Genomic DNA, 24,804 nt, shown 5'->3' on the forward strand with positions numbered 1-24,804 from the left:
CCTTAACTCCTCTTCCCTTTAAATTCTATGTAATGTTTTCGCCAGTGGATCGGGCTATCGTTTTTAAGCTGCTTTAAAAGCATTACGTTGTCAGAGCTCGACGAGAATACTCGCAAGTAGCTTCCAAGCCTCGATAAATCTATATCCAGCTTTGCACTCTCGTTTCTTAACTTCATATTTAGCAGTATTTGCCTCGCGTTCGAATTGGTCTCTTTTAAAAATTTAGCCTCTGTCGGCGTTAATCCTATCATCGCGTTTAGCTCCGCCAGCGTCTCTTCGCTATTGGTCGGAAATATGATAAAATTTGCCATATTGTCCAAAAACGACGAGCCGCGCTCGATGTTATTAAATAGGCTCATGCTTTGAAATCCCATGCAAGCTACTCCGCCTATCTTGCGCCACTCCAAAATCGCTTCAAGGATTTTTTCCTGCATCGTCTCGTCCTGCAAATAATCCTTTAATTCGTCTATGAAACAAAAGAAGCCGCGCTTATCTGCGCTATTTTTGGCTTTATTTTTTAGCTTATGAAAAATATATATAGCCGTAAGCCCGGCGGTTTTTTTGTTTTGCAGTATGCCGTCCATATTTAGCACCGATAGCTGTTTGGTAAAATTTAAGGCGTCTTCTTTGTTATCGAATATTGAGCCTTTGTAATTGTCAAATCTGATTTTTAACCTTGATTTTTCGTTATTGTCGCTTGGAAGCGATATGATAAAGTCGCTTAGCGTTAGCGTTTGACCATCTTGCTTCATGTCGTATATACGATCTATCGTGTTGTTAATATCGTTTATGGCTTCATGCTCGTCGTTTTTAACTTCGGCCATAAAGCGCAGCCATGATTTTAAAAAGTCTCTATTTTCGTTTGTGTCAGCCAGACTGAACGGATTTAATTTAAAGCCGTCGCTCTCGCTATCGTGGTATTCGCCGTCTACGTAGTTCGTGAAGTTATACATACCGCGCAGCTTATCCATTGCAAATATATCTATGGGGTATTTAAATAAATTTGTCATTAAAAATTGCGCTAGCGTCGTCTTTCCGCTTCCCGTTCCGCCTACTATCATCGTGTGACCGGCGGGGCGATCGCCGTCCGGCTGCCAGTGGAAGTTAAATAAAAAAGGCGTGCCGTTTAAGTGCTTAAACGTCGTTATCGCTTCGCCGCCCCAGTCGTTTTGGTTAAAACCGGTTACCTCGTTTTCAAAATTTGCGATCGTGGCTAGGTTGCTGATGTTTAGCGTCTTCTTTCTAGCATTTAAATTTCCGCGACTAGGGAAGAAACTGAAATAAAGAGCTTTTTGATTTAGCGTCTCCCGCACGACGTTTAGTCCTTGATTCTCTAGGATATTTTTTAGCTCGTTCGAGCGGTTTTCCAGCTCTTTGAGGCTATCGGCTAGGCAATATACCGAAAAGCTCGTCTCCACTAAATTTTCCCTGTCGGCTTGGATCAGCTCCATTAACTGATCTAGCTCTTGGCGGACTAGCTCTACGGCAAACGCTTTAGTGTCTTTTATCTTCTTGATCGCCTTGCGTTTTTCGTAGGCTTTTAGATAAATCATAGCCATAAATTCGTTATTGCTTTTGATTAAATTTGAGGTGATGATCGACTTGATCTGCTCTGTTTCGTATGCTTTTACGCTTATGAACCTAGCATATTTGGTCGTACCGTCATTGCGGTAAAACTCTATGTAGTCTTTTTTAAATTCTACGTATGAGCTTATATAGCTATCGGTAATCAGCTCGTTGGTATATGCGAGATTCGTCTCTTTTGCGTTTGAATACGTAGCGTAAAAATTTATGATCTCATCGCCGCTTAGCTGTCTTGGCTGATAAATCGAGAAGTAGTTTTTGATATTTGAGAACGTATCGTTTAAAAGCTCGATTTTTTGCTTTAATTTTGCGCTTTCGTTACTCTCGTCGCCCTCTTCGCTAGTCATTTTGGTTTTAAAGCTCTCCAGTAGTCCTGTGATGTTTTTCGTCATCGTGGATATGATCAAAAAATATCTTATGGCGTATATATCTTGATTGGTCTCCCATTTCTTTATGATCTCGTTTGCATACGGATTTATATTTTTGTCCGTATATTCTTTGTCGTCTTGCTTTATTTTTTTGATGATTAAATTTATCTCTACGTCGTCTTTTAACGTCGTAAAAAACATAACGCGGTTTAAAAGGTAGTCCGTCTCGTCGTCTAAGCTGATTCCGGCGTAGCTTACCCCTTTTAACTCTACCGCTATACTTGCGTTGCCGTCTTTGGTGATTATTATATTCTCGCCGTATTTGCAGGCGATATTGTTTTCTTTTGCCAGCGTATAAATTTGCGGTTCTGCTATCATTAAAATTTCATCCGCTTTTTTATTGATTTTGTTGATTCTTGATAAAACGTCGTTTTCCGTTTTATTTTTAACGTTTGGTTTTTCTTGGCTTACGTCAATGCCAAGCTCTTTTTTTAGTTTTTCTTTCTTTTTGTTTTGATTCCACTCTTTGATTACGCCTATTATTCCGCGAGCCATTTTTATAACCTATGCATAAAATTTATTTTGCGATATTTTCATTTTAGAACCGATGATGTCATATATATCTTCATCGAAAAATTCTAAAATGAAGAAGAAGCAGTATAAAATAGCAACGACTGCTAGCGAATATAAAATCAAGATAAACCACGAAATAAATCCAGCGATTATAATCGTGAATAGACTCGTGGTCGTTAGACCTATGATTTTCGTTCTTTTGGTTAAGTCCATATAGCAGTCGGTCACTATCATTCGCTTTTACCTTTTACATTGCTGCGGCAGATAAGCCGTATGCAATACCAAGAATAATCGCGATGCCAAGTAGCAATTTTATATTATTTTTTAAAGCCTCGATGTTTACGAACATTATCGTTAAGAATACTACGACCCAAATAATACCAAATACGGTGATTACCGTATTGATAACGCTTGCGGTACTACTGCCGGCTTCCGTGATTTGTTCGTTTGCCTTTGTTTCCAAAGTTTTTAAAACGTTTTGGCCGCCCGCTCCGAATAAATGAAACGGCAAGAACATTAAAAAGTAAAAAATACTTTTCGCCTTTTTTGAGACTTTTCTCATTGTTTGCTCCTTTTTGATTAGAATATTTTTGATTTCTAGCACTATACTATTTTTTGAAAAGCGAGATTTTGTAAAAGTGATTTTGTAAATAACGATTTAAAGGGGGCTAAAATTATGCGCTTAAAAATTTTTAAAGTTTTTATTTACTTTTATGTTCTTTTGACTTGATTGGCGTATGGGCGTTTGTATCTATTTTTTAAAATATTACGCTTTGACAAAATGCCCTTTTTAAAAAATTTTACAAATTCTTTTAAAAATTTTCTTTTCCGTTTCATTTTGCTTATCTCTGAATACTTTTGCTAGATATTTTTAAATTTTTCTTATATTTTGTCTATAAGCTTATCCGAATAAATTTTTCTTATTCTGTTTTGTGTATTGCAAATATGATTTTGACTTTTTAAACATTTTTGAGATTTTTCATCGCTTTCCCTTTTAAAACCTACTCGATTTCTTTCAAAAATAAAATGCTCTGCGTTTTATTTTATTTTCGGTAATTGTAAAATTACCGAAAATCACAGCTTTTTAAGTTTAGTTTCCCCATTTTTAGGCGTTTTATCGCTATAAAATGGGCTAAACTTAAAAAAGTGATATACAAAGGGGGTTATCCTGCCTATTTTCTCGCATTATCTTTTCTTAAAGCTACTTACACTAACATCTTTTGCAAATATCTTTAAAAGCTATGAAAGCTTTTTTAAATTTAAAAGGGAAAAAATTTGACGAGACGTGATTGGGATGCGTTTTTTGAAGAGCTAAAAAGTATCAGGGCAGGCTATACCCGCACGGCAAAATCAGAGCATAAATATGTTTCCTTTGGAAGTGGCGCGGGTTTTTCTCGCTCGCATATTCCTTTTCCTAAAAATAACTTTGCCAAACAATCAGTCGTAAAGATGATTTCAAATTTGCCTAAAACTTCCATCAAGCGCTGCATCGACTACGCTCTTAAAAACTCTCTCGACGGCTCGGCTATCAATGAAAAAGGGGAGAGAGTAGGCAGCGATGAAATTTTAAAAGATTGGCGCAAGGACTTCGGCGATAATCCAAACTCGAAGGATGCGTGGCATCTGATTTTTTCTATCAACGAGCCTTGCGACGATCAGAGAAAATTGCGGGCTTTAAAAGAAAGCGTGCATAACGTGCTAGGGTTAAATTTTAGCGGACACAAGTATGCTTTCGTGCTACACACTCATCAAAACAATCCGCACGTGCACGTGGTCTTGAATAAACGAAACAGCTTTACCGATAAAAAAATCCACTTTGATAGCAGAAGCGAAATCAGAGAGTTTTTCGACGACGTGCGCACGAATTTCGCCTACTCTCTCGGAGCTCGCGGGTTAAAATACGAGAATAAAAATTTCTTGCAAAAGGATTTAAAGCTCGAATTTAACAAAGTAAAATCTGCCGTAAAGCTTGAAACGGACGACTATACGGCAAAGGATAAAATAAACGACTACTACTCAAAAATGCAGGATAAAAATAAGCAAAGCTACGACGCTACGGCGGGGCGCATCGAGGCTATGAATAACGAGCTTGCCGCTCTTAAAAAGGATAACGAGGAGCTTTTGCGGCTCTTTTTGCTTTATACCAAAAAGCGAAATAAACGGGCGTATAAGCTGGCAAAGGAGCTAAAAGAAAGTAATCGCGTCATCAAAGAAAAGAGCAAGGCCGTGCTATCCGAAATCGACAAAATAAATAAAATTTCCAGTCAAGCTACGCAGCTTAACGAGATGCGGCTGGCGCACTATAAAGACCGCTCCGCGGGGCTAAGCTTGCTTGAAAATTTTAGCTACAACTATAATAAAATTTATCCGAAAAATAGGGGCGCGAGCAAGGCCGACTGGCAAAACTATAAAAAAGTGCGCCGCGCTATCGCTATTCATCGCGGCCGCGAGGACGACGCGGCTAGGAAATATTTCGAGGATAGCCTGCTAGTTACTCGAATGCTCGGCCGCAACGAAAGTCTTTTTAAGCTAAGCGCAAAGCTTGAAATTTTAGATAAAAACCTTTACGTCTTGCAGCATTCTGGCGTAATCGGCGAAGAAGCTAGCGCCTTTGAGAAAAGGCTAAAAAGCAATAAGGAATTTATCGCCGATATTTGTCAAAAACGCTTCGAATTTGTGCGCAAAAAGCTTTTAAATAGCGATAAAATCGATAAGGACGGCTTTTTGTTTAAGGAGTACTTTAAAGGCGTATCGGTGCTGGGCGTTAAGCCTGATGATCGGCTCGTAAAAATCAAAAATGAAAAGAGGTTTTATAAGGACGTCTTGGCTGAACGATCAGGCAAGACTAAAACTCAGGGTTCTCGCTCGGCGGAGCAAAATAAATTTAATAATGAACTTGGCGGTCGAGAGTAAATTATATTTAAGAAATAATAAAATATTTAAAAGTAAAATTATATTTTATTAAAATATAGCAAAATCAAAAATATCAAATTTTTTAAATTTATGTAAAAAGGGGTATAAAAAGTTTAAAATTTAGAAAAAGGGAAAGAGATTTATTTTATCTCCCTTTTAAAATTCGAACGTAAATTATTTTACGTTCTCGTTTGAGTTGCTTTTAACGATACCTTTTAGCTTGTCTGCGTATGATTTGTCAAGCTCAAGTCCATTCTTTCGTAGGTCGTCGTAGCTTTTTTGGATATCCATCCTAAGATCGCTTTTGGCTTGCGGGGTTAAAATATCCTGCTTCTTAACGAAGCGATCAATCTTTTTTTGTAAATCTTCGCACAACTCTTGCTTCGTTTCTTTTATGACTTTTTGTAAATTTTCCTTGAGACTAGGTAGATCCGTGCGGATCACGTCTTCTATGATTTCGTTTTGTATATTGTCGTAATCGTGAGAAGACCAATTTCTAATATCTCTTATCCCTTTTAGGTCTTCTTTTTTAAATTTATCTAAGACGTGGTATTCCTGCGCCTCTTCAAGCTTCTTGAATTGCTGATATACGACGTCGATGTGTTTCATTATCGCCGGCTTTGTAAGCAGCTCGTCTTCTAGCGCTGCCGTAACGCCCTTGGGCTTGCAAACTTCAAATACTTGGTCTATTTTTTCTACTGCTAGCTCTAGGCGATATATAATTTTTTTGTCAGACATAAATCGCTCCCTTTACTATCTTGTCGTCTTGCATTTTTTGCTCGGAATAAAAATCGCAAATATCTACCGATTTATGAAATTTGCCCGCGATCTGCTCTTTTAAATTATTTAAATATGCAAGCGCTTTAAATGCGTGTAGCCTGTCTAGAAAGTCTTTTTTATCGGCCAGAACAACTATGTCGATGTCCGAGTCTTCGCCCGCGTAGCCTTTGGCGTAACTTCCGAAAAGTCCTATCTTTTGGATGCCGTCTTTTTCAAGACCCGGCTTGAGCTCGGATAGATACGCCAGTATGGCTTCTTTGGTTAAAGGCGATGTTTTCGTTAAAGAAGGCTTGGATGCTTTCATCCTTCATCCTTGTGATTCAGGGCAGATTTCTGCCGTAAATCGATAAAATTTCTATCGTATCGTTTTCTTCATCTATCAAAAACGGGATAACATATTTTTTAAAAATCAGATCCCGGATTCGCTCGTCGTTTGCTGTTGTGCTTTTGCGGTGCTTGCGCGGCATATATGCGACTCTTTCTATGGTTTCTAGTAAATCATCGTAAAACTTTAAAGCTCTTGCCGGACTATCTTGCCATATAAAGCTGATTATTTCATCGGTTCTTCGGTTAAATTTATCATTATATATGATTTGCATTTGCGCCTAATCTTGAAAACAATTCTTTCTTGTGTCGCTTAAATTCATCATGGCTTATATATTTCAGCTCTCCGCGCTCTCTTTGAGCTAGGATTTCTCTCAAGTCCGCTTTGTCCGCTTCCGTTGGCTCGTATTCTTCATATTCGTCAACATCCGCTTTCTCCATCGTAAAGTGGGGGTTTATCTTCTGCAAGGCCTCATACGCGTCTTGTAAAATTTTAATAGCTTGAGGCGTGTCTTCGCCCGTAAAAGTTACCGATATCATGGCTCGCTCCTTTTATTTCATCTTTTTCCGTTTTCAAGAACCGTTATATGTTCCGGATCGCATTCAAATTTGCCCCATTTTGTACATTCGACCTCATATGCAGAGCCTACCTTTTTATTATTTTTATCCACTACGACTACTACGAGCTTCTCGTCTGTTATAAGATCGTTTTGGGCTTTCCATCTTGTAAATTTAGCAAAGCCTTGCTCTGATGTGTAGTTTTTCCAATTTTCACCGTTAAATAAGGTCTGCGCATGATAAAATTCAAAATCTGCATTTTTAACCCTCTCTTTTAGTTTATTTACCATTGCATCGTAATTTGCTTGTTTTATCGCCGGATTTGCATTTTCTAGCTTCACAAGCCCGTCATCCTCGCCGCATCCTGCCAACATAAGCCCGGCTATAACGGTCGCCGTCAATAGTTTGATCCTATTCATTTTTCCATCCTTATTTTCATAAATTATAGCATATTTTGCTATTTACTTTTGCCGCCTCTCGAGCTCTTCGTAGATCGGCATTAGGACTTCCTCTTTGTGGCCTCTAAAATCAAAGCCCAGCGAGTCTAAGTAATCCGCCATCATCTCTATGCTACTCCTTAAAAATCCGAGTTCCCTGTCGCTAATATTGCCGAGCTCTGCCGGCTCAAGAGGGAGCGGAGCTCTGCTTAGCTCTACCATTATATCGTGTGCTCTTTCAAATTTATTATAGTTTTTATTCATTGGCTCATGCCGCCCTTTTTCGTCTTTTCTTCGTTTCTCGCGGAGCTTGGTATAGCTCCTGAAAATGCTTGGGGTGCAATATAATTCTAGTCTCGCCCTCGTGCCTGTCAAGCTTTAATACAAGGCAATCCATTTTCTTAAATACGCCCAGCACCCCGTAAGTTTCGCGCTCATTTAGTAGTGCGCTTATCGTCTCTTTTTCCATTAAAGTCCTATAAGGCTTAAATCCTTTCGTGCTTCTTAGTACGTTTAGCATTTTAAGCTCGCCGAAATTTATAAATAACTCTTTCATTTCAGCTTCCTGCTATGCCGTCGCCCGGATGTATCTGTCCATGCAATCTTTAAGGCCTTTTAGCGTATTATATGAATAAAATTGCCTATTCCATGTATTTGCGCCGCATTCGCAGTATAAAAACAGAACCTCCTGCTCGTTCCAATTCGTGCTAGCGCCGTAAGTCCAGCCGTCTATCTCGATCCTCGCTCCGGTTTCGTCTTGTTTAACTTCGCCGTATTGGTTAAGTAGTTTAATCGCGTTTGTTAATTTCATCTTTTTAAGTTCCTTTCTTCTTAATTTATAAAACAATTATACCGCTTTTTAACTTAATAAATAATAAAATATTAAATAATAAAATATTAAATAATTAAAATATATAAAAATATAAAATATCAAAAAAGTAAAAATAACCTAAAAATAAATTAAAAATCTAAGCCTCATTTAAGCCCAAATTTGATTTTCTTTTCCCTTTTTAATTCCCGCTGCCGTCGTTGGCGGCAGCTCCTATATTTAGGGGCGTTGCGGGGTATCCCCGATTAAACCCCTAGAAGCCGAGACCTTAGGCTCGGCTTCGGCACGGCAGCACCTTAGTGCAGACCGCCAACATGAACGGCATTTTGTAAAAATTATACTTATCCCAGATCCGAGCAAACTCCCAAGAATAGGGATTGAAATGCGATTTCTAAAATCTTATCCAAACCTTAAACTTCAAAAACCGACCTAAATTTTGATTGCCCGGATTGAGCAATGTTTATAAAATCATATTTATCCAGTTCCGCAGTGGGCATCATGGACGGCATTTTGTAAAAATTCTACTTATTCAAAATCCGAGCAAACTCCTAAATAAAGGGGATAAAATATAATTTTTGAAAGCTTATCTAAACCTTAAACTTCAAAAACCGACCTAAATTTTGATTGCCCGGATTGAGCAATGTTTATAAAATCATATTTATCCAGTTCCGCAGTGGGCATCATGGACGGCATTTTGTAAAAATTCTACTTATTCAAAATCCGAGCAAACTCCTAAATAAAGGGGATAAAATATAATTTTTGAAAGCTTATCTAAACCTTAAACTTCAAAAACCGACCTAAATTTTGATTGCCCGGATTGAGCAATGTTTATAAAATCATATTTATCCAGTTCCGCAGTGGGCATCATGGACGGCATTTTGTAAAAATTCTACTTATTCAAAATCCGAGCAAACCCCCAAGAAAAGGGGATAAAATGCAAATTTTAAAAACTTATTTAAACCTTAAACTTTAAAAACCGACCTAAAATTTGCCTACCCAGATCGGGCAGCATTTTATAAATCATATAGCCCTAGAATACTCCCCGTCGATTTTTCTTTCGACGAGATCAAGTCGCTTAAAGCATTCTCTCATTCCGGCTAAACGCTGCACCTTTGAGGCTATCTCTTTAAATTTTGAAGGATTAAATCTTAAAAGCTCATTTACGCGCTCATTCTTTGCGCAAGGCTCTAAAAAATCATATTTCTTTGATAAATACTCTACTTTCTTGCCAAGCTCGCCCAAAGGCTTTAAAATGCTTTCTTTGCTGATATTGCGCGCTGCTAGCCCTAATGCCTTGCCGACTACCAAATCATCGTTAAAATCCTTTAATATCGGCATTTCCCTGCTGGCGTTGGGCACTATCTGTTCTACGATCCTGCCAAACTCCTTGCCGCGATCGTCATTATCGAACGCTAGCGTAAATTTTGCATCCGGGGCGAGTTTGCGAAGCGCCTTAATCGCATCTTTTTGCGCCGCCGATATTTGCCCATTGGTCGAGCATAGCAGCGTCTCTTGTAAATTTATCCCTCTCATTTCGCAAAACGATAGCGTGTCGATCATGCTCTCGCTGATTATGATACTTTTAAAATCTTTGGGGCTTTTATGCGCGTTATCGGCTTTTAAAATTTCTAGCCCCTTGTTTCCGTTGCAAAGCTGCTTGATTGGCTTATCGTAAGGTTTTCCTTGCGGATCGTGCGTTAAGGGCTTTGAGAGATAGCTTATCGTTCCGCTTTGCTTTAAAAATTCTTTCGTGCCGGCGTCCGTTTGTACCGACGCTAACGTGTATGTTGGCACGACTGCGTTTTGGTATTTGCCGTCCTTTTTTAGGCTGCTAAATTGCGCCAAGAGCTCGGCGCTTAATTTTCTTTTGAGGACTAAAAATGAATTTTTGCTCGTCTTATCTAATTTTTTAAATTTTTCTATTATTTCATTATCGATTTTTTTAGTAGTTGCTTTGTATATAGTATTGTTTTGTAATTCTTTTATATCTTTTATTTTGTCTTCGTCTATTAAATCTTTTACTTCTACTCCGCGATTTTTAGCGAAGCTGTAAATATTGCCCCGATCGGTGCTATCGTTTGGATTAAAATATAAGTAGTGGCCGTTTGATTGGCGCGATATGACTATCGTATCGCCATAGTCGTTCGTAAGCGTTTTATAGTTCCGGCTACTTTTGTCTCTTTTTTCAAAGTAGCCGTTGTTTTTTAAAATTTCGTCAAGTGCAAGCTCGACTAGATTTTCTTTCATCTTGGACACAGATCCAAAAATGCTTTTCTTTTTTGAGCCTGCTTGTGCGCCTTTTTAGCCGTAATCGAATAGTACTTTTTAAGGCTTGGGGCGCATTCCGGCGGACGCGTAGCGCTCGCGAGGCATAGCACCGCTTCGCATGCCAGCTTCTTATCGCCGGTAAACACGTCGCCGAACTCTTTTGGAGCGGACGCCTTCGTCGCCGTATCCTTTGCACTCGTCTCTTTTGCGGTCGCGCCGCTTGCTGCAAAAATTGCGCCTACGATCAAACTAAAAACTAGTTTTTTCATTCTTTCCCCTTTATTTGAAATATACGAATTTAGGTAATCCCAGCTCGTCTTTCGGAAGCTGCTTGGTTTCGGGCTCAAATATGGCGTCGTTGCGCTTGTATTCTACGACCGACTGATTAAAGCTCTCTTCGGTTAAATTTTTATTGCTGCCACTCTCGCTTAATTGCTTGCCGGTCGCCATCGTGCTGGTGTAGTTGATATTCAGCTCGTATTGGTGCTGTAAATTTTCTAAAATTTTAAGCAGTATCGAGTTCGTGAGGGCTTGAGCTTGCTTTTGGTTGTTTGACTTGCTTAGCTGCTTTGAAAGCTGCTTTAAATCGTCGTTCATTTTCGCTTTTGAGTAAGGATTGGTCTTATCGTCGCTATGAAACGTATCTTCAAAGGCTAACAGGGCGTTTGTTTTCTCGATATTATCCCTTTCTTGCAGAAATTTCTCGGCGTTTTTTATGTTGTTGATTTGCGCTTGATAGTTCGCTCTTTGGATAGGATCGACGGCTTTATTCATCTGCTCGGTCAGCTCGTCTATGCTTTTGCTTAAATTTGCGCCGTCTCGCAATGCGTAGGTGCAGCGATTGACCTTGCTCTTGATTGAACTTTTGGTTTTTCCTAGTGTCATTCCGAAAAATTGGCTATTGTTCTCCAAAAACGAGCATGCATTTTGTACTCTTGCTATATCGCCCATTACGTCATTGGGGATATTTTTGACGTTGTCGTAGATGCTTTGCATTTGGCTGATCATACTTTGCGCGTCGCCCAGTATATCGTAGATACTATTCATATCTACGCCAAGCTCGGCCATTTGCTTTTCAAAATTTAGCGTATCTTTGACCATTTGCTCGTACTGTCTGATTTGCTCGGCATAGTCTTTTAGGGTTTGGGTGTAACCCACCACCGCTTGCGCTATCGCGGCCACGTCTATGACCGGAACGCCTCCTGCGTTTGCGCTGCTAAAAAATAGCGCCGTTGCCGCACCGATAGATATTAATGTTTTCTTCATATCTCTCTTCCTCTCTGCTCGGTATTTTCTTTTTTAGTTTCCTTTTCAGCCCATTTTTCGATGGTTTGTTCTAGCATTTTGGTAGCATTCGGATAGCTGTACCTAAATCTATCCGCATCTATCGGTTTGCCCACCTCGTCTCCGTATTTTCTTTTTACGTCGATTTGCCCCTCTTGCAGCTCTACGTAAAGCGGCGTTAATTTATCTATGCCTTTATCCTTGTTGTCCTTGATTTTTTCATACAGCCTCGCTTCGTTATTCATGAGCTCTAGCTCGTTTTGTAGTTGTCTGAAAAGGACTGGGTTTTCTTTTTCGAATTTGTTTTGAAATTTTTCATCATCCTTGTGTGGGATCATCACTTTTTTGTTGTTATCTTCGTTTATTTCCCACTTTCCTCTCTCGTCTTGCTTATCTTCCAGTCCTTGTATCTCTTTGGCTGCGTCTAGGTATTTTTTAGCCCTTTGTTCGTCATGTTCGCACGCTAGGGCTAGGCTAAAATTTAAATCTATAAAGCTCTTCCTAAGGCTCAAAAAATCGTTTTCGCTTTTGACGTAATTTTCCAAGTCGCCCTCGATGACGTTTCTTCTTTGTTTTGGCGTTATATTATTCATTATAGGCTCCTGCCTCTGTCGTTTTCATTTTCTTGCCCTTTGGCCTTGTTTAAAATTTTATCCTTGGTCTGTGCTAGCGTATCATTTACCTTTTGATAAAATTTAGGGTAGCTGTCCTTAAAATTCGGCGTTTCTTTTTCGATGTCGCCCATCATCTTTTTTAGCTTTTCGTATCCTTTGACGTCAAGCCCTTTTTTGGCTTCCTTTTCGTAGGTCGTTTGCAATTTGGCGTAATTGGCTCGCTCGTTTTCCATCTCTTTAAAACCGCCTTTGACCTTTTTGCGTTGCGCATATACGTCCTTTACCAGATCGCCCACTGCCTCTTTAAATTTTGGGCTGTCAAAGGCTAGATCAAGCTTTTCTTGGCGCTGACGATCTTTTGCGATGCTTTCTTCCTTGCCTTGCTTAAGCATCATTTCAAGGCTTCTGTCCATCTCTTGCAGCGCGGTTATAATGTTGTTTATCCCGTCGCTATTCATGAGGTTGTCGATCGATTTTTGAAAATTCGCTTCAAGCTTTGATTGCTGATCTTTGAGATCTTCGAGCTCCTTTTCGTGCTGCATCTCTAGCTCGTCAGCTCGCTTGTTCCAGTCCTCTTGCTCCGCACCGCTTTCTTTGCTCGGCTGAGGCTCGTTTTGCTTGGGGCTTGGCTCTTTTTCTTCCCCTTTTTCCTTTTTGGCGATCTGCTCCTCTTTTGCCTTGATTTGCTCTTCTATTTTTTCTTTCTCTTTTAAAATTTGCAGACTCTCTTTTAAGGACTCATTTTTTTCTACGCCGTCTAATCTATCTTTTACGAACTCTCTTTTTGCTTTCGGGCTTTTAAATTCGTCTAACTCCTGCTGCTTTTCTTCAACTTTCGCGTCTACCAGCTCTTTTTCGCCTAGTATTTCTACGGCTTGCTGTGCGTCTTTGCTTAAATTTGCCGCTCCCGTTACTTCATAGGTAAATTTCTTGTTAATATCTCGTATCGTATATTCTTTGCCGTTGTCGAAGTCCTCTTTTAAATCCATATTCATTTCTCTTAGGGTGAGCTCTTTTATTTCGGTCACATCCCTTAGACTCATATTAGTTTTATAAATATCGTTGATCGCTTCTTGAACCTTACTATCGTCGTCCGTTCCATATGCGGTATAAAACTCTCTTACGCAAGCTACCGCGCTCGTTTCATTGCTTTTGAATAATCCGGTGTTTGCTATGGCCTGCTGGCAATCTAAAATCTTGTTTCTGGTATCGTACATATCTTTGTTTTGCGTTTGCGGCTCGTTTTCTTCCCCTTTGCGTATGTTTGAAGCCATGAGCGTCTGTTCATTCTCGCTTAGATATGCCCATTCGGCCATTTGCTCTTGCGTCAGCTCTTCTGCCACCTTAAATCCTTTTGATAGATTATTTTTCAGCAGTCTATCATTTGTTAAATTTAAAAAACTTTTAAAAAGTGATATATAAAAAATACTAAAATTCAAAAATGCTCACAAATGCCTTTTAAATGCTCTACAATCAAAAATAAGCTTTTTCCCTATTCTTTTCTTATTTTTTTATCTATGCGGCTTTAATAGCCTTTAAAATCGTTTTAAAGGCCTAACTGATTTAAAATTTAAAAATCCAGCTTCAAATTTAAAATTTTCTCGCCGCATTAACTATTAATTTTTAAAATTTCTTTTCTGTTTATATAAATATATTTTTAAGAAAAATTTAAGTTATCTAAAATTTAATTAAAATTTAAAAATTCTAAAAATTTAAATTTTCAGCAACACAGACTCTATCTAAATTTTATTTTTTCCCTTTTTTAAATTTGTTTTTTACATATAGGTAGGAGGCGAGGCATTTTGTAAAAACTTAAACTTTTTATTTAATTTTTCATTAGGCCATTAAGTATCCTATATCTCTTTGTTTTAATATACTTTCTAGCTACTAATCTTAAAAATTATTCGAGGCATTTTGTAAAAAATCGCTTTTCTTAACCGCTTTTTTGTCAATTTTAAGAATTTCAAGCTCCGTAAAATCGCACTTTAAGCAAAAAATTTTTACTTCAAAAAATTTTAACCTTAAAGACGGCTACTTTTCGCTTACTTTTAATTAAATTTTGATAAAGTTACTCGTATGAAAAATTTAGAAAAAAATAAAAATATCTATGTGCAGCACGGACGTTTTTATATCGATTGCCAAAGGGACGGCGTTAGAATTCGCCGTGCTACGGGTCTTAAAAAATCGCCTCTGGCGTTTGATTTCGTTCGTAAAAATTATGATTTATTTCTCGGCTCTAAATCCGATATCGCGGAGGCTAAACGCCGGTATCGCGAGCTCGAGGACTTGCAGACCGACAGGCTCCTTAGAAAAGGGGAGAAAGACGCCGGCGCTACTAAAAATTCTAGCGAGTTTAGCTTTGATAGCGTGATCGATCGCCTCCTTGCCGAGAAGTCCTTTTTAAAGGATAAAACTAGGCGACTTTACGTGATTATGAGCCATACGATCACAGAATTTTTAAGCTCTAATGGTATTTTTTACCTAGCCGACTTTGAGAGGCATCACAGCGTAGAATTCGTTAAATTTTGCAAGGATAAAGGATTAAAAGATAGCTCCATTAGCGGCTACTGCTCCTTTTTTAAGATGGTTTTTCGATATGCCGTAAATAATGACATAATCTCCAAAAATCCGTTTTTTATTCCTAGATTTAAGCAGCATCTCGATGAATTAGAGGATGAAAAATTTCCACCGTTTAGCCTTGATGAAATTTTAGAACTCATTAAAAATGCCGACGACGAGCTGCGGCTGTTTTTGGTCGTGGCGTTCTTTACCGGTGCTAGAACCGGTGAAATTTTAGCTCTTACTTTCGGCGATCTCGACTTTGAAAATAGGCAAATCCGGATAAATAAAACGCTTTCGGACGTCGGCATCGTGGATTCGCCCAAAACTAAATCTAGCAACCGCACGATCGATATGCTGCAAATCGTCTATAATGAGCTTATAAAGCTTGATAGCAGCGACAAAGGTCAGCGGATTTTTAGGCTTTCTCGGTCTATGATGCGACTTAAATTTAATGATTTGCAAGCAAAACTTGGCTATAATACTCGTAGGCTTTACGATACTAGACATTCATTTGCTTCCGTCATGCTAAGTCGCGGCGAGGAGCCTATGTGGGTGGGTTGCAAAATGATGGGTCATAAGGATTTGAACGAGACTTATCGTTCCTATGCGAAGTATCTGCCAAAAGAAGTTAAACAAAGGGCAGTTTTTTTAAATGACGTCGTCATTTAAAATTTAATATTAGACATCTTATTTTAAAAAATATGTTATAATAAGATTAAATTTTACTAAAAATAGATTAAAATTTTACTTCTTTTAATGCGTAGAAACGGCGTTTTTACGGCACTGCGACTTATAAAATTTAAGCAAAAACGGCTCGCTTTAAATTTCAGCTCAAATTTACCTCGCGCCCCGCAAATTTTACAAAACGCTCAAATTTACTTCTACGCCGCGATATTTTGCAGATTTTCAAAGCTAAATACGTTTAGTCCGTTTTTGTATTCGTAGCCCAGAGTTAGCTTATGTGCTTTGATTATATTTTCTACGATGTAGAGCCCCAGACCGAAGCTTTTTTGCGCGCTTTCACCCTTGGTAAATGGCTCGACGTAGTGGCGTAGTTCCTTCGACAGCCGCTCGCCTTCGTTGATAAATTTGATCGACTCTCGCGTGATAGTTATATTTACGTGCTTGTTTGGAGAGTATTTTAGAGCGTTATCTATCATGTTTTTTGCGGCGATAGCCAGCAACTTAAAGTCCGCTTTTAGATTCACGTCCTCTAGCTTGCTAATGGTGACCTGTCCGGGATCTACCATCGCGATATCCAGAGCCTCGTCGATGACGTCGTCGATACGGCAAATTTTAGTATTATTTAGCGCGATGTTTGAGGTGACTTGCTCGACGGCGGCAAATTCGTTTATGAGATTTTCGAGTTTTATAAACACCGACACGAGTCGCTCTTGGTTTTTGCTTTTTTCGATCATTTCGGCAGCGAGGCGGCCTTTGGTAATTGGCGTTTTTAGCTCGTGCATTATATTTCTTAAAAACAGCTTGCGCGACGCGTTTAAGTTTTTAATCTGGGACACAGCGTCGTAAAACGCCTCCGCGACCTCTGAAATTTCGTCGTTTCCGCTGCTGACGTTTTGTACTTCGTCGATCTCACCCGCGGCAAATTTGGCTATCTGGCGCTTTAGCTTTCTTAGCGGTTTTAGCTTCCTGATAACAAAAACGTAAGCGGCAAGAAGTATGATCGCGACTAACGAAAAGATGATCTTGATGATGTCGTAGCGGTATGGCTGATAGTCATTATCCTTTAAAAGCAGGACTTTATCCACGTGCTGTACTTTTAGATAGTGGTGATTTTGATAGATCATGATAGCGCTAGAGCCGATATCTGCGGATATCTCCTCAAGCACGGTTGCGTTTGCCAGGATCTCCTCTTTTTGCCGCTCATTCGTGATCTCAGGCATCTTAAAGTCGCCCGTTTGACGCTCGTATTCTTTTTCGTTTATGATACCGCTCATCAAAAAGAGCTGATTTCTAGCGATCGTGGAATATTTGGCGTTTAGCTCGCGCGCGTAGTTTTGTTTGTCGTAGTCCATCAGCCACAAAAACGCGAGAAATATGCTTGTTAGCGCCAAAGCAAAGATAAAAGTGATAGTGTAAAAAACCGATGAGCGTTTCATTTGCGGGCTTTAAAATTTACTGCATTAGCTTGTAGCCGATGCCGCGGATAGCGTGGATGTATCTTGGCTCTTTGGGGTCGTCGCCTAGCTTGCCTCTGATGCGGCCGATGATGACATCGATGCTCTTGTTCGTCGAGTCCTCGCTGATGCTCGCGCAGTTGTAGATGAACTCCTCGCGCGTGATGGCGCCGCCTTCTTTTTGTAGCATGTATTTTAGGATGTCGTACTCTGCTGCGGTCAAATTTAACGGCTCGCCTTTTAGCGTGATGACGTGCTTAAAATCATCTACCGCGATATCTTTCTCGCGCGCAGGCTCCTTTGCGCCGCTTAAATTTGCACCCGCTACCGCGCTTTGGCGGCGCAGGTGGCTTTTGATACGAGCTAGCAGCTCCTGCGGGTCGTATGGCTTTGGTAGGTAGTCGTCGGCGCCGTTATCTAGGGCGTTTACCTTATCGGTGATGTCGTGGCGCGCGCTTGAGATGATGATGGGTACGTCGTGGCGTTTGCGAATCTCTTTGCACACCTCTAGGCCGTCAAGTCCCGGCAGCGTGAGGTCCAGTATAACAAGGTCAAATTTTTCTACGTTTAGCGTCGAAAGCCCGATATATGGCTCCTCCGCAGTCTTTACATCCATATCGCTTTTAGCTAAAAACTCGGTCAAAATTTCCGCCAGCTCCAAATCGTCTTCAATCATCAAAATTTTTATCATTTTATGTCCTTTGGGGGATTATAGCGAGTTTTGAGTAAATTTTTAATGGCGGTAGCGGCTTGTCTTTTTGCTACTCTACGCTTACAGCTTGTAGACGGACGTTTTTGTTAAGCTTGGTAAAATTTGAGCCAAACTAAGACGCGCAAATTTGAATCTATAAATTTAATCAGTTTAAATTTAGAAATGGAGGAACATTAAATTTGACTGGTAAAATTTGAAATAAAATTTGGAAAATTTAAAAGAAAAGGCGCAGTTGCCCGCGCCTTAAATGTAGAAATTATTTTATAACAAGACCTTGGAAAAGTCCGCCGCGATTAACCCAAACGAGCGTCTTTTTGCCTTTAGCGCTTGCTAGGGCTTTGTTAAAGTCATCCATATTTTTGATATTTTCCTCGGCGATTTGGATGATGATGTCGCCTTTTTCAAAGCCGATTTTTTCGGCATTTGAGCCAGCTTTTACGTCTGTTACTAGGATGCCTGTAGCATCAGGGGCTAGGCGGTATTTATACCTTGCGTTATCGTCGATCGCCGTGACGCTAAGACCCTCGATAGCCGTACCGTTTTTTGCCGCCGGGGTGTTTGTTTTTGTATTGGCATTAGCTAGTTTTATCTTGGCGGTTTCGATTTTGCCGGAGCGTTCGTAGGTTAGCGTGATCTCTTTGTTTGGAGCTAGAGAGCCGATGAGATTTTTTAGGTCGTTTGCATTTTTGATCTCTTTATCGTCGATTTTGATTACGAGATCGCCTCGTTTTAGTCCTGCGACATCGGCAGGGAGGCCGCTTTCTACGCTACTAATGAGCGCTCCTTCTTTGTTTTTATAGATTTCTTTTTGTTGTTCGTTGAGATTTGCTATCATAACTCCTATATATCCGCGCTCGATCTTGCCGTCTTCGATGAGCTTTTTGGCGATATCTTTAGTCATGTTTGACGGGATGGCAAAGCCGATGCCGTTGTTTCCGCCGCTGCGGCTAAGTATGGCTGAGTTTATACCGACTAGATAGCCGCGACTATCGACTAGCGCACCGCCTGAGTTGCCTGGGTTTATCGAGGCGTCGGTTTGGATGAAATTTTCGTATTGATTAAGACCTATGTTGTCTTTATTTAGGCCTGAAACTATGCCTTGAGTGATGCTGCCGCCTACGCCGAAAGGATTTCCGATGGCAAATACGATATCGCCTTCCATCAGTTTAGCCGAGTCGGCAAACGGTATAGCTTTTAGCTCTTTGGCGTCTATTTTTATGATGGCTAGGTCGGTTTTTGGGTCGGTGCCGATGATTTTGGCTTTATATTCTTTATCGCTATCTAGCAGCGTGACGACGATCTCGTCGCTATCTTCTACGACGTGGTTGTTCGTCACGATGTAGCCGTCGTTAGATATGACGACGCCAGATCCCAGCGAGCTGCTTTTTTGTTTTTCTTGAGGGATGTTAAACTGAAATCCGAAAAAGTCCTTGAAAAACGGATCGCTAAACATATCATTCATATCTGCTACGTTGCTGCTGACGGTTTTTGTGGTGGAGATATTTACGACCGATTTTTTAGCGTCGGCGATAGAGCTGTTGTAGGACAGGACGACGTTTTTGTTAAATTCCGGATTTATTCTCGTAAAATCCTCTGCGGGTTCGTTAAAGTTTATGCTTGCGGCAAAGATCGCGCAAGAAGTAGCCAAAGATAATATCATTATCTTTTTCATTACTTTTCCTTTTGATAAAATTTTTTCAAAGCGCGATTATATGGCGTTAAGCTCAACGTAAAGTTAATTATTATTTAAGTCGTTTAAAATCGTTTTATTTACTATACTTGATTGACATACGCTAAACCTTTATGCTATAATCGCTATAAAATTAATTGACTATAAGGACATAACATGAGCAATAGTCTTTACGAAACGTTAGGGGTGTCCGAAAAGGCCACCGGCGACGAGATCAAAAAGGCCTATCGCAGGCTGGCTCGAAAGTATCATCCCGATATCAACAAAGACCCGGGCGCGGAGGATAAATTTAAAGAGATAAACGCCGCGTATGAAATTTTAAGCGACGAAAAAAAGCGCGCGCAGTACGATAGGCACGGTGACGCGATGTTTGGCGGGCAAAATTTCCACGACTTTGCGAGCAGCTCGGGTATGGGAAATTTGGACGAAATTTTAAAAAATATCTTCGGCGGAGGCGGCTTTAGCGGATTTTCAAGTAGAAGCGGCTTTAGCGGTTTTAGACAGACAGGCGGTTTTAGCGGCTTTGAGGATGATGAGGATCTAGACTCCCGCGCAAAGGTAACTATCCCGTTTGACGTAGCGGTAAAGGGCGGCGAACATTCGATAAATTTTAACGGCGAAAACATCAAAATAAAAATCCCAAACGGAATCAACGACGGCGAAAAGCTACGCATAAAAGGCAAAGGTAGCGGCGGCCGCGGAGATCTGATACTGACCGTAAATATCGCGCCTAGCGACGAGTACGAAAGAGACGGCGACGATCTATATAAAGACGTGCTAATCCCGCTAAAAACGATGATGTTTGGCGGCAAGATAGACGTAAAAACGCCTAAAAAAGACGTCACGATAAAAATCGCCGAAAACTCAAAATCCGGGCAAAAAATCAGGCTCAAAGGATACGGCGTGCAAAATAGAAAAAGCGGGATATTCGGCGATCTATACTTGCGGGTGCGCGTGTCTCTGCCGGATATAAATGCCCTAGACGGCGAGCTAGCCGAACTCATGAAGCAAAAACTCCCGGAGGCATAAGATGAAACAATACGAAGAACCGGTATATCTAATAAGCGTCGTAGCAAAGGTGCTCTCCATACATCCGCAGACGCTTCGCCAATACGAGCGCGAGGGGCTACTAGAGCCATCAAGAACCGATGGCAAGATGCGCCTTTACTCCGAAAAAGACATGGACCGCATCAAGATGATACTACGTCTAACGCGCGATCTTGGCGTAAATTTAGCAGGCGTCGATATCATCTTGCAGCTAAAAGAGCAGATCGAGCAGTCTGAAGTCATGATAAAGCAGATGAAAGAGGAGCTAGCCAAAATGGAGCAGGGCGGCGTGCCGTCTAAAAAGGCTCTGGTAAAGCGCAAAAATAGCTTTGATCTCATCTTTTATGATGATAAAAATTAATCCTTTTTATCCGTTAAAAAGGTAAAATCGGGTAAAATTTATTTACAAAACGCGCCAAATTTGAGGCTTTAAGGGTACTAAATTTAGCCTTAAATTTGCCCCGCTTTGAACTCAAATGAGGCACAATGTTAGAAACTTTTTTATTATTTTTTTCTATTCTACTTATCGCTTGTATCGTCTCTAGCAAGGTTTCTGATAGATTCGGTATCCCGTCGTTAGTCGTATTTTTGGCCGTGGGCATGCTCGCGGGCTCGGACGGACTGCTGGGGCTTGATTTTAACAATCGCCAAATCGCCCAAGACGTGGGCACTATCGCGCTTATTTTTATACTTTACGCAGGCGGCCTCGATACAAATTTAAAATCCATCCGCCCCGTCATGGTAAACGGCATCATCCTAGCGACTCTTGGCGTCGTGCTAACTGCCGGCATGATAGCCGTGCTTGTAAAATATCTATTAGATTTTAACTGGCTTGAAGCCTTGCTATTTGGCTCTATCATCTCCTCGACCGACGCTGCTGCAGTATTTGCGATACTTGGGGCAAAGGAAATTTCGCTGCGAAACAACATCCGTCCGCTTCTGGAGCTAGAGTCTGGATCAAATGACCCGATGGCTATCTTTTTAACCGTCACGATGATACAAATCATCTCCATAGCCACGATTCCTAGCGTTCCGGATGTAGCGCTAACGCTGGTGAAGCAGTTTTTGCTGGGCGGGCTGATGGGATATATGTTCGGCGTCGCGCTGCCCGGGCTTTTTAACCGCCTAAGGCTTGAGTACTGGGGACTTTACCCCGTATTTTCGATGGCTTGGGTGATGCTTTTATACGTGCTAGCCGGCAAGGTCGGCGGCAACGGCTTTCTTGCCGTGTATATCGCGGGTATGTTTATAAATAAAAAAGAGTTTGCGCATAAGAAAAATTTGATCGGTTTTCACGACGGTATCGCGTGGACGATGCAGATCGTTATCTTTTTGACGCTGGGACTTTTGGTAAATCCATCTCAGCTACCGGCCGTCGCGCTTGCGGGCGCCGTGGTCGCGTTTTGGATCATGTTCGTCGCACGTCCTATGGGTGTTTTTCTCTCGCTTTTGCTTTCTAGATACAATATCAAAGAAAAGATATTTATCTCGTGGGTCGGGCTTCGAGGCGTCGTTCCTATCGTACTTGCGACTTATCCGTTCGGCGCAAATTTGCCAAATTCGGAGCTGATTTTTAACACGATATTTTTCATAGTATTCGTCTCGATCATCATCCAGGGTATGACGCTAGAAAAGGTCGCGCAAAAATGCGGCGTCAAAGAAGATGTCGTAGCCGAAGAGGTCGAGATGTCGAACCTGCCGATCTTTTACCATACTTTGCGCCAGCACACCATACGCTTTGACGCCGAAGTCGTCGGTAAAAACCTAGCCGAGCTCGAGCTTCCTAGCGACTTTTTGGTGCTACTTATCAAGCGCAAGGGCGAGTACATCAAACCTACCGGCTCATCGGTGTTTGAAGAGGGCGACTTGCTACTGATTCAGTGTGAGGACGAAAATAAGTACAACGAAACCTTAAAAACGTTTACGGCGTAAATTTTGCCGTAGCGTCGGTTTAAATTTACTGCCGTTAGCGTTAAATTTGATCTTGCGGCGAGCAGATAAATTTGGCGCAAATTTACGAATAAAAAGCAAAAAGGATGGCGGGGTTTATTTTCTACTTTGGTGCGGCGATCGGTCGTTTGCGTAAATTTTAAAGAAAGGAAACAGAAATGAAATTTAAGGATTTGATTTTATCTACATTTTCAAGCGCGTTTCGTAGATTAAGAAATAAAAACGGACTTAAAAAAGATAAAGAAAAAGGCGTTAAAGATGAAAAATAAAACATTATTTATAGCACTAGTTTTAAGCATATTTTCTTTAAATGTTTTTGCCAAAGTGGATTGCAATGACCCGAAAAATAGACCTAAATATATTGGGGGGGGGGGGGTAATGATTGGCGGTAAAATGGAGTGTTCTATTAATCGTGGCACTGCGGAGCGCGCCAAACGCGACCTTGATACGACTATCGGCAGAAACCTCGTTACGGGCAAGGTAACGTCAAAAGCCGAGCTGGCGGACGCTGATAATCCTACAATGAATTTAGAAACCGCCCAGATGAATTTTGGCAAAGCTAAAACCGAGTTAGAGGAAGCCCAAAAAGTTTATACCGATGACGCCAGCGTTAAGAATTCTCGCCGCGTCGATATTGAAGCGGCGGAAGAGATAAAAGAAAAAGCAGATAAGAAAAAAGACAAGTAGCCTGCTCAAATTTGAGCTTGAACGAGCCAAGGATCAAGAGGGAAGCCCTCTTGATCAAATTTAACAATCTAGCGCTTAGCCCTAGGGCGGTGAAACCGCCGAAGGGGTATATTTGAATTTAGCTTAAATTTAGCCGAATTTATCTTTCAAATTTAGCCTTATTCTACTCCAAAGCCTGCGACAGATCGGCGATGAGGTCGTCTGCGTTTTCTAGGCCGACGCTTATTCTGATTAGCTCTTTTGTTATGCCTGCTTTTATTAGCTCCTCGCTTGAGAGCTGCTGATGCGTAGTGGAGGCCGGGTGCGTGATGAGCGACTTTGAGTCGCCGATATTTACGACGATTTTAAAGAGCTTTACTTTGCCCAGCATCTTTACGGCGCGCTCATAGCTATCGGTTTCAAAGCACATTAGCCCGCTAGCCATACCGTCTTTAAAGTATTTTTGCGCCTTTTCGTGCTCCGAGTCGCTTTTTAGCGTCGGATAAGTTACGCGTTTTACGTATTTGTGCGAGTTTAAAAACTCGGCGATTTTGCGCGCATTTTGCGAGTGTCTCTCGATACGAACGCTCAAAGTCTCAAGCCCCTGGATGAGCTGCCAGGAGTTAAAAGGCGAGATCGTAGCGCCTATATCGCGCACCAAAGCCACCCTCATGCGCAGCGTGTAGATGTCGAATTTATCCGCCATCTGAGCGTAAACTAGCCCGTGATAGCTCTCATCAGGCTCGTTAAAGTGCGCGTATCTGGCGTTACCGACTAGTTTGGCGTTTAAATTTTTGCTAGCTACGACTGCGCCCGCTAGGCTTAGGCCCTGGCCGCAGATATATTTGCTCGCGCTATGCACGACGACGTCTACGCCGTGATTTAGCGGCTGGAAAATGATCGGCGTAGGCACGGTGTTATCTGTGATCGTTACGACGCCGTGCTTGTCCGCGATCTCGACGATCTTTTTAAAATTCGGGATTGCGATTTGCGGATTTGATAGCGTCTCAAAAAATATCGCGCGCGTTTTGTCGTCTATAAAATTTTCAAGATCGTCCGCGCTGTCGCTATCAAACACTCGCGCCTCGATGCCGAAACGCTTAAGCGTGTGCATGAAAAGAACCATCGTCCCGCCGTAAATTTTCTTTGCTACGACGATGTTGTCGCCGACTGCGGCTAAATTTGCGATCGAGTAAAAAATCGCCGCCTGACCGCTGGCTGTCACGATAGAGGCCGAGCCCTCCTCGAGTGCGGCTATACGGCTCTCTAGTACGTCCGTCGTCGGGTTGCCGAGCCTCGTGTAGATGTGGCCCGCAGCTTCTAGCTGAAATCTCGCCGCGGCCATCTCGGCGCTACCGAAATCATAAGCCGTAGTCTGGTAAATCGGCACCGCCATGGCGCCCGGGCCAACCTTGGTATCGTAGCCGTAGTGCGTGGCGATCGTCTCTTTTTGCATTTTTTCTCCTTGTAAAATTTGCGCGCATTATAACCGCTAAAAGTTTAAATT

The 24,804-nt window shown here is 41.2% G+C and carries 26 protein-coding genes; 6 read left to right on the forward strand and 20 right to left on the reverse strand.

Going from position 1 to position 24,804, the window contains the following annotated elements; genetic code table 11:
- Nucleotides 1–2: 2 nt before the first annotated feature.
- Genes EE116_RS06795 through EE116_RS06805 form a run of 3 tightly spaced genes read right to left on the reverse strand, consistent with a single transcriptional unit; the run spans nucleotide 3 to nucleotide 3,087 of the window.
- Nucleotides 3–2,507 carry a VirB4 family type IV secretion/conjugal transfer ATPase gene (locus EE116_RS06795; RefSeq protein ID WP_004319183.1) on the reverse strand — a complete coding sequence of 835 codons (2,505 nt, stop codon included), beginning with the start codon at nucleotides 2,505–2,507 and terminating at the stop codon, nucleotides 3–5.
- 9 nt (nucleotides 2,508–2,516) lie between these two features.
- A complete protein-coding gene (locus EE116_RS06800) occupies nucleotides 2,517–2,759 on the reverse strand; it encodes a hypothetical protein (RefSeq protein ID WP_002952523.1) in 243 nt (80 codons plus the stop codon).
- A 13-nt stretch (nucleotides 2,760–2,772) separates the two neighbouring features.
- Complete coding sequence (locus EE116_RS06805) at nucleotides 2,773–3,087, reverse strand: hypothetical protein (protein WP_004319319.1); 315 nt, start codon at nucleotides 3,085–3,087, stop codon at nucleotides 2,773–2,775.
- A 713-nt stretch (nucleotides 3,088–3,800) separates the two neighbouring features.
- Between EE116_RS06805 and EE116_RS06810 the strand changes: the two genes are divergently transcribed.
- Nucleotides 3,801–5,438, forward strand: a complete 1,638-nt coding sequence (locus EE116_RS06810; protein ID WP_004319309.1) for a relaxase/mobilization nuclease domain-containing protein — start codon at nucleotides 3,801–3,803, stop codon at nucleotides 5,436–5,438.
- 174 nt (nucleotides 5,439–5,612) lie between these two features.
- Here the strand turns inward: EE116_RS06810 and EE116_RS06815 are convergent, their stop codons facing one another.
- The 13 genes from EE116_RS06815 to EE116_RS06875 form a co-directional block, all read right to left on the reverse strand.
- Complete coding sequence (locus EE116_RS06815) at nucleotides 5,613–6,176, reverse strand: HepT-like ribonuclease domain-containing protein (RefSeq protein WP_004319160.1); 564 nt, start codon at nucleotides 6,174–6,176, stop codon at nucleotides 5,613–5,615.
- Complete coding sequence (locus EE116_RS06820) at nucleotides 6,169–6,522, reverse strand: nucleotidyltransferase family protein (protein ID WP_004319214.1); 354 nt, start codon at nucleotides 6,520–6,522, stop codon at nucleotides 6,169–6,171. Before EE116_RS06820 ends, EE116_RS06815 begins: the two co-directional genes overlap by 8 nt.
- A gap of 16 nt (nucleotides 6,523–6,538) precedes the next feature.
- A complete protein-coding gene (locus EE116_RS06825; RefSeq protein WP_004319164.1) occupies nucleotides 6,539–6,817 on the reverse strand; it encodes a type II toxin-antitoxin system RelE/ParE family toxin in 279 nt (92 codons plus the stop codon).
- Nucleotides 6,801–7,082 carry a hypothetical protein gene (locus EE116_RS06830; protein ID WP_004319224.1) on the reverse strand — a complete coding sequence of 94 codons (282 nt, stop codon included), beginning with the start codon at nucleotides 7,080–7,082 and terminating at the stop codon, nucleotides 6,801–6,803. Before EE116_RS06830 ends, EE116_RS06825 begins: the two co-directional genes overlap by 17 nt.
- 17 nt (nucleotides 7,083–7,099) lie before the next feature.
- Entirely contained in the window at nucleotides 7,100–7,519 is a 420-nt protein-coding gene (locus tag EE116_RS06835) for a hypothetical protein (protein WP_039888057.1), read from the reverse strand.
- 42 nt (nucleotides 7,520–7,561) lie between these two features.
- A complete protein-coding gene (locus EE116_RS06840; RefSeq protein WP_004319179.1) occupies nucleotides 7,562–7,801 on the reverse strand; it encodes a hypothetical protein in 240 nt (79 codons plus the stop codon).
- A gap of 4 nt (nucleotides 7,802–7,805) precedes the next feature.
- A complete protein-coding gene (locus EE116_RS06845; protein ID WP_004319171.1) occupies nucleotides 7,806–8,093 on the reverse strand; it encodes a hypothetical protein in 288 nt (95 codons plus the stop codon).
- A 12-nt stretch (nucleotides 8,094–8,105) separates the two neighbouring features.
- Entirely contained in the window at nucleotides 8,106–8,348 is a 243-nt protein-coding gene (locus EE116_RS06850) for a hypothetical protein (RefSeq protein ID WP_050771485.1), read from the reverse strand.
- Between the two features lie 1,038 nt (nucleotides 8,349–9,386).
- Nucleotides 9,387–10,613 (reverse strand): toprim domain-containing protein, encoded by a 1,227-nt coding sequence (locus EE116_RS06855; protein ID WP_039888687.1) that lies wholly within the window; start codon nucleotides 10,611–10,613, stop codon nucleotides 9,387–9,389.
- Nucleotides 10,610–10,903 carry a TrbM/KikA/MpfK family conjugal transfer protein gene (locus EE116_RS06860; protein ID WP_002946092.1) on the reverse strand — a complete coding sequence of 98 codons (294 nt, stop codon included), beginning with the start codon at nucleotides 10,901–10,903 and terminating at the stop codon, nucleotides 10,610–10,612. The genes EE116_RS06855 and EE116_RS06860 overlap by 4 nt, the downstream gene beginning before the upstream one ends.
- A 10-nt stretch (nucleotides 10,904–10,913) precedes the next feature.
- The gene (locus EE116_RS06865; RefSeq protein WP_002946075.1) at nucleotides 10,914–11,900 is read right to left on the reverse strand and encodes a TrbJ/VirB5 family protein; all 987 of its coding nucleotides are present in this window, start codon (nucleotides 11,898–11,900) and stop codon (nucleotides 10,914–10,916) included.
- On the reverse strand, nucleotides 11,897–12,511 hold the full coding sequence (locus tag EE116_RS06870) for a hypothetical protein (protein ID WP_002946076.1): 615 nt from the start codon (nucleotides 12,509–12,511) through the stop codon (nucleotides 11,897–11,899). The genes EE116_RS06865 and EE116_RS06870 overlap by 4 nt, the downstream gene beginning before the upstream one ends.
- Complete coding sequence (locus EE116_RS06875) at nucleotides 12,511–13,875, reverse strand: hypothetical protein (protein ID WP_227932169.1); 1,365 nt, start codon at nucleotides 13,873–13,875, stop codon at nucleotides 12,511–12,513. Before EE116_RS06875 ends, EE116_RS06870 begins: the two co-directional genes overlap by 1 nt.
- Nucleotides 13,876–14,608: 733 nt before the next feature.
- Between EE116_RS06875 and EE116_RS06880 the strand changes: the two genes are divergently transcribed.
- The gene (locus EE116_RS06880) at nucleotides 14,609–15,763 is read left to right on the forward strand and encodes a tyrosine-type recombinase/integrase (protein ID WP_002946088.1); all 1,155 of its coding nucleotides are present in this window, start codon (nucleotides 14,609–14,611) and stop codon (nucleotides 15,761–15,763) included.
- Nucleotides 15,764–15,975: 212 nt separating this feature from the next.
- Here the strand turns inward: EE116_RS06880 and EE116_RS06885 are convergent, their stop codons facing one another.
- From EE116_RS06885 to EE116_RS06895, 3 genes are all read right to left on the reverse strand, one after another.
- Nucleotides 15,976–17,214, reverse strand: coding sequence for an ArsS family sensor histidine kinase (locus tag EE116_RS06885; RefSeq protein ID WP_122873775.1), 1,239 nt, complete (start codon nucleotides 17,212–17,214; stop codon nucleotides 15,976–15,978).
- Between the two features lie 16 nt (nucleotides 17,215–17,230).
- Nucleotides 17,231–17,923, reverse strand: coding sequence for a response regulator transcription factor (locus tag EE116_RS06890; RefSeq protein WP_122873776.1), 693 nt, complete (start codon nucleotides 17,921–17,923; stop codon nucleotides 17,231–17,233).
- Between the two features lie 277 nt (nucleotides 17,924–18,200).
- Nucleotides 18,201–19,616: a Do family serine endopeptidase gene (locus EE116_RS06895; protein WP_122873777.1), complete on the reverse strand. Its 1,416-nt coding sequence runs from the start codon at nucleotides 19,614–19,616 to the stop codon at nucleotides 18,201–18,203.
- A gap of 174 nt (nucleotides 19,617–19,790) precedes the next feature.
- Between EE116_RS06895 and EE116_RS06900 the strand changes: the two genes are divergently transcribed.
- From EE116_RS06900 to EE116_RS06915, 4 genes are all read left to right on the forward strand, one after another.
- The gene (locus EE116_RS06900; protein WP_122873778.1) at nucleotides 19,791–20,663 is read left to right on the forward strand and encodes a DnaJ C-terminal domain-containing protein; all 873 of its coding nucleotides are present in this window, start codon (nucleotides 19,791–19,793) and stop codon (nucleotides 20,661–20,663) included.
- A gap of 1 nt (nucleotide 20,664) precedes the next feature.
- On the forward strand, nucleotides 20,665–21,042 hold the full coding sequence (locus tag EE116_RS06905; protein WP_122873779.1) for a heat shock protein transcriptional repressor HspR: 378 nt from the start codon (nucleotides 20,665–20,667) through the stop codon (nucleotides 21,040–21,042).
- 125 nt (nucleotides 21,043–21,167) lie between these two features.
- The gene (locus tag EE116_RS06910; RefSeq protein WP_122873780.1) at nucleotides 21,168–22,613 is read left to right on the forward strand and encodes a potassium/proton antiporter; all 1,446 of its coding nucleotides are present in this window, start codon (nucleotides 21,168–21,170) and stop codon (nucleotides 22,611–22,613) included.
- A gap of 276 nt (nucleotides 22,614–22,889) precedes the next feature.
- Entirely contained in the window at nucleotides 22,890–23,318 is a 429-nt protein-coding gene (locus EE116_RS06915) for a hypothetical protein (protein WP_241091656.1), read from the forward strand.
- A 163-nt stretch (nucleotides 23,319–23,481) separates the two neighbouring features.
- Here EE116_RS06915 and EE116_RS06920 read toward each other — a convergent pair whose 3' ends face one another.
- Nucleotides 23,482–24,753, reverse strand: a complete 1,272-nt coding sequence (locus EE116_RS06920) for an O-acetylhomoserine aminocarboxypropyltransferase/cysteine synthase family protein (protein WP_122873781.1) — start codon at nucleotides 24,751–24,753, stop codon at nucleotides 23,482–23,484.
- Between the last annotated feature and the right edge of the window lie 51 nt (nucleotides 24,754–24,804).

The organism is Campylobacter showae (genome assembly GCF_900573985.1).
Classification (GTDB): domain Bacteria; phylum Campylobacterota; class Campylobacteria; order Campylobacterales; family Campylobacteraceae; genus Campylobacter_A; species Campylobacter_A showae_E.